The organism is Pseudoalteromonas sp., from assembly GCF_041629635.1.
In the GTDB taxonomy this organism is placed as follows: Bacteria; Pseudomonadota; Gammaproteobacteria; order Enterobacterales; family Alteromonadaceae; genus Pseudoalteromonas.
Map to the genome: position 1 here is coordinate 1 of NZ_JBFKMX010000200.1, position 4,713 is coordinate 4,713.

Sequence of the window (4,713 nt, forward strand, 5' to 3'; positions counted from 1 at the left end):
AATAACTGGTATCACAGCACCGGCGATGATTTTCGCTTTACCTTTAAAATTCCTAAACTCATCTCGCATCAAATGGCGTTGGAGGGAGTAAACAGTGAAATAAAAGCATGGCTTAATTTATTTGAACCGCTATTGCCAAAAATAGGTTCATTTATGTTACAACTTCCTAAATCGTGCTCACCCGAATTTGTACCACGTATTGCTGCATTTTTTGAACTGTGGCCAAAATCAATCCCGCTTTCCATTGAAGTGCGGCATTTAGGTTTTTTCCAAAAAGACGATAACGAAAAGCATTTTAACCAACTGCTAATGCGCCACAATGTTGACCGCATTATTATGGATACCCGAGCACTCTTTTCTGAACCTGCAAATACCGCTGCAATAATAGACGCACAACAAAAAAAGCCGCGGGTACCCGTAAACGTGATTGCCACAGGGCAACGGCCAATTATCCGATTTGTTGGCTGTTCTAACTTAACCGATAATTCGGCGTTTTATGCTCCTTGGATTAAAAAAATTACCGACTGGCAACGTGAAGGTAAAACACCGTATTTATTCTTCCATACCGCAGATAATCATGATTCAGCACATTTAGCGCGACAATTTTGTTTAGAAAGCAAATTTAATCATGCAGTTACTTTCCCTTTTCCAGCTGAAAAGGAAGCAAAACAAGCCGACCTATTTTGAGTCACTCAATGGGTATATCAAAATAGCTATTCTTATAAGGCTCATCTTTTAAAGTGAAATGCCACCACTCTTCTTTGAGTGGTTTAAACCCATGCAGTGCCATTACTTTTGCAAGCAACATCCTATTTGCTTTTACTTGTGAAGATAAATGTGGATTTTGCCCAGCTGACAATGGCGAAAAATAATCCCAAGGGGTGCCCATATCTAATGGTTCGAGACTGTCTTTTTCAACCAAGGTAATATCAACTGTGCTTGCTCGAGAGTGCCCTGATTTTGCCGCGATATAGCCTTTACTAAAGAGCTCTTTTTTCGCCACTTTAGGGTAATAGAATGCCTTCATTTTGGTGTCGTTAATATCGTTAGCCCACGATACAAAGTGGTCAACTGCTCGCTGTGGACGATAGCAATCAAATACTTTGATGGTCAAACCAAACGTTAAAAAATCAGATTGTGCAGCAACTAATGCGCTAGCAGCTTTTTCACTGAGTAAACATTTAGCGCTTTGATAGCCATTAATTTTTGTACCAACAAAATTATTGTCAGTGAAATAACGCATTTCCGTTACAATACCACTTTTATACTCTGAAATATCAACCAGCTTAGGCTTCGCATCAACTGAAAAGCAGTAACTAAGTGATAAAATTATAGCGAGAGAATATGGCTTCATCGACACGTCCTGTTGATTTTATGAACTACTTTAGCGCGTACCCAGAACAAATAAAAGCGCAAGTTGAAGCATTAATAAGCTCGGGCAAATTGGCTCGTTATTTTGAAAAGAAATACCCTATTGCCCATCAGTTTAAATCTGAAAAAGCCTTATATGATTTTGCCATTAGCATGAAACAACAGTTTTTAAAAAATGCGCCAATATTAAACTCGGTAAAATATGAAAAACAAAAAGACCTTGTGCTCAATGCGCTAGGAACACATACCTTTAAACGCCATGCACACGGCAAGAAACTAAAAGCTCAGCACCACATTGCAATTGCGAATCAACTAAAATACGCACCAGAAGAAATTTTAAAAACCTTAGTAGTGCATGAACTTGCGCATTTTAAAGAAAAAGATCACAACAAAAGCTTTTATAATTTATGTTGTCATATGCAGCCGGACTATTTTCAAGGTGAGCTCGACCTTCGGCTATTTATGGTGTTATGTGATAAAGGTGAAAACTTTTACGAATCATTGTAAAAGCAAGCATGCTAATGAGTGTATGACAAGGTATCAATAAAAAAGGCCTCAAATTGAGGCCTTTAAAGAAATAGGTAAATTTTATAGTCCAAGCTCGGCCATAAAATCATCATCAATATCATCATTTGCTGATGACGTTACATCGGGCTTTTTCGCCGGTTTTGCCTTTTCACTGGCAATAATATCGTCTGGGTCAACCGCTTCTGAAATATCAAAGTCATGTAACTTGATAAATTCTGTTTTATCCATTGCTAGTTCTAGATAGAAAATATGTTGATTTTCTGTAGTGAAGGTAACGCGTCTTGCTTGCGGTCTATCCATGGTGGTATCAACTGATATCTGAACTTGCTTGTTGATTGCCATCATTTTTGGCTGGTTTTGCGTGATTGATGTGTGTAACTGTTCTCTTACTTTATTAGTAAAATCACCTACCACTTGGTTCATTAATTCACCAAGCACATTTGACACATCATCTGACAAATGACTTTTCGCAATTTCACTCTCAGGCATACCCATATTGCGCATGTAGTCGCCATAAATTTCCATCGCAGCTTGTGCAGTAAAGTTCTTAACCACAAGGCCAGTAAAGCCACCATCAAACAGTACAAAACAACCGATATCGGGGCGCATGCAGGTACGGGTAATTTTCTGCACCATGGCAGAATACGTAATTTGGTTATTGGTTGCCGCCGAAAGCACTTCGGTTACTGATTTACATAAAGTCGCTAAAATATCTTCGGTGCTAATTGTATTATTTTTTCTCATTCTCACTATGCCTCAAACTGCAACTATATTGAGTATAGTCAGCAAACTACACCTAATTAACAAAAGAGAAAACTAAATTTTACTAAAAACATCAAAATTTTAATTAATGATTGTGTGAAGGCACTGACTAATGACGAGAAAAAACGTAAAATATGCCGATTAAAAGCTTGAGAGATCACGCAAGTGAGTAAAGACAATATTTACGCCAACCAACAAGCCGTTAAAGATTTCACCTTTGATGAGCGTGTGGTTGAAGTATTTCCAGATATGATCCAGCGCTCTGTACCTGGCTATGCAACCATTGTAAGTACAATGGGTAAGCTTGCGGGCCAATATGCGCAAAACAACTCTAATTTATATGATTTAGGCAGTTCGCTTGGTGCAGTGACGTTAAGCATGCGCCGTAATATCGACAAACAAAATTGCCAAATTATCGCGGTTGATAATTCAGCAGCAATGGTTGAGCGCTGCAAACTTCACCTTGAGGGTTTCCGCTCAGATGTGCCTGTAACTGTTGAGCTTGCCGACATCAACGACATTGAAATTAACAATGCGTCGGTTGTTGCGCTTAACTTTACATTGCAGTTTATTCCTCAGCCGCAGCGTTTTGCGTTATTAGAAAAGATTTACCAAGGATTAAATCCGGGTGGGGTGTTACTACTCAGTGAAAAAATTAAGGGTGAAAATACCTTGGTAGACGATTTACTGATTGATCTTCACCATGACTTTAAGCGTGCCAACGGTTATTCAGAACTTGAGATTAGCCAAAAACGCAGCGCTATTGAAAACGTAATGCGCCCAGAAACACTGACAGCTCATTTTGAACGCTTATCACACATTGGCTTTCAACATACCCAAGTGTGGTATCAGTGTTTTAACTTCAGCTCAATGATTGCAATTAAATAATAGGGTTAAAAATGAATAACTGGTTTACCGATTTTTACGCAGCAATTGCAAAATCACCTTTGAGCCACTGGTTAGAAACCTTGCCAGCACAACTTAGCCACTGGCAGCGTGAAGCACAGCATGGCGATTGGCCTAAATGGGAAAAAGTGCTTAAAAATTTACCTGAGTCAAATACCAAGCAGATTAATATTCAAGATAAAGTTGAGTTTGGTGACGCATCTGAGCTAAGCGAAGGGCATACTAAACAACTTGAGCATTTACTTAAACGCATGATGCCATGGCGCAAAGGCCCGTTTACTATTCATGGTTTGCATATTGATACTGAGTGGCGCAGCGATTGGAAATGGGAACGTTTATTACCACATATTTCAGATCTTTCTAAGCGCACTGTACTTGATATTGGTTGTGGCTCGGGTTATCACTTATGGCGCATGCGCGGCGCAGGCGCTGAGTTTGTTGTGGGTATTGACCCATCCGATTTATTCTTAAGCCAATTCCAAGCGATTAAACACTTTAACCCAGATCCTAATGTGCATCTTTTACCGCTAGGCGTCGAGCAATTACCTGAGCTAAAAGCGTTTGATACTGTATTTTCGATGGGGGTGTTATATCACCGTCGCTCACCAATTGATTTTCTATCACAACTAAAAGCACAGCTACGCCCAGGCGGTGAGTTAGTGCTTGAAACCTTAGTGGTTGAAGGTGATGTAAATACGGTACTTATGCCAACCGACCGCTACGCGAAAATGCGTAATGTATGGTATATCCCAAGTACAGCAGCATTAACCTTGTGGTTAGAGCGCGTTGGTTTTAAAGATGTGCGTGTGGTAGATAACGACCAAACATCGCTTGAAGAACAGCGTAAAACTGATTGGATGACAACGGAATCACTCGCAGATTTTCTTGATCCAAACGATGTAAACAAAACCATCGAGGGATATCCTGCCCCACTTCGCGCTATCTTAATTGCCGAAGCCTAAGCACGTTAAAACGCTAACCCACTCTCAAGCAAGCGATTAATTGTTTGCTTGAGAGTCATATCCCTCACTTGTTCACACTTCTTGGACAAATGTCCTCATCCAGTTGCAATAAATGTGGTAGCAGCGCACGAAATCAGGTAAAATGCGCGCAATTTTTTATGCAACCCACATGCAACCGTTAAGG

The 4,713-nt window shown here is 39.9% G+C and carries 6 protein-coding genes; 4 read left to right on the forward strand and 2 right to left on the reverse strand.

Annotated elements, in window-relative coordinates; all coding sequences use genetic code 11:
- Window positions 1-687 (forward strand): DUF72 domain-containing protein (locus ABYD77_RS17800; protein ID WP_372771446.1); only part of this gene is annotated, 687 nt, incomplete at its 5' end.
- 1 nt (window position 688) lies between these two features.
- On the opposite strand, the gene ABYD77_RS17805 is transcribed toward ABYD77_RS17800, so the two are convergent.
- Window positions 689-1,354: a M15 family metallopeptidase gene (locus ABYD77_RS17805; protein WP_372771447.1), complete on the reverse strand. Its 666-nt coding sequence runs from the start codon at window positions 1,352-1,354 to the stop codon at window positions 689-691.
- Here ABYD77_RS17805 and ABYD77_RS17810 point away from each other — a divergent pair.
- A complete protein-coding gene (locus tag ABYD77_RS17810; protein WP_372771448.1) occupies window positions 1,345-1,878 on the forward strand; it encodes a M48 family metallopeptidase in 534 nt (177 codons plus the stop codon). The two genes, ABYD77_RS17805 and ABYD77_RS17810, sit on opposite strands and share 10 nt — an antisense overlap.
- Before the next feature lie 81 nt (window positions 1,879-1,959).
- On the opposite strand, the gene ABYD77_RS17815 is transcribed toward ABYD77_RS17810, so the two are convergent.
- Complete coding sequence (locus tag ABYD77_RS17815) at window positions 1,960-2,643, reverse strand: DUF3334 family protein (protein ID WP_372771449.1); 684 nt, start codon at window positions 2,641-2,643, stop codon at window positions 1,960-1,962.
- A 183-nt stretch (window positions 2,644-2,826) separates the two neighbouring features.
- On the opposite strand from ABYD77_RS17815, the gene cmoA reads away from it, so the two are divergent.
- Both cmoA and cmoB read left to right on the forward strand, forming a co-directional pair.
- Window positions 2,827-3,549 carry a carboxy-S-adenosyl-L-methionine synthase CmoA gene (gene cmoA, locus ABYD77_RS17820; RefSeq protein ID WP_372771450.1) on the forward strand — a complete coding sequence of 241 codons (723 nt, stop codon included), beginning with the start codon at window positions 2,827-2,829 and terminating at the stop codon, window positions 3,547-3,549.
- 11 nt (window positions 3,550-3,560) lie between these two features.
- Window positions 3,561-4,529, forward strand: coding sequence for a tRNA 5-methoxyuridine(34)/uridine 5-oxyacetic acid(34) synthase CmoB (cmoB, locus tag ABYD77_RS17825; protein ID WP_372771451.1), 969 nt, complete (start codon window positions 3,561-3,563; stop codon window positions 4,527-4,529).
- The last annotated feature ends 184 nt before the right edge of the window (window positions 4,530-4,713 follow it).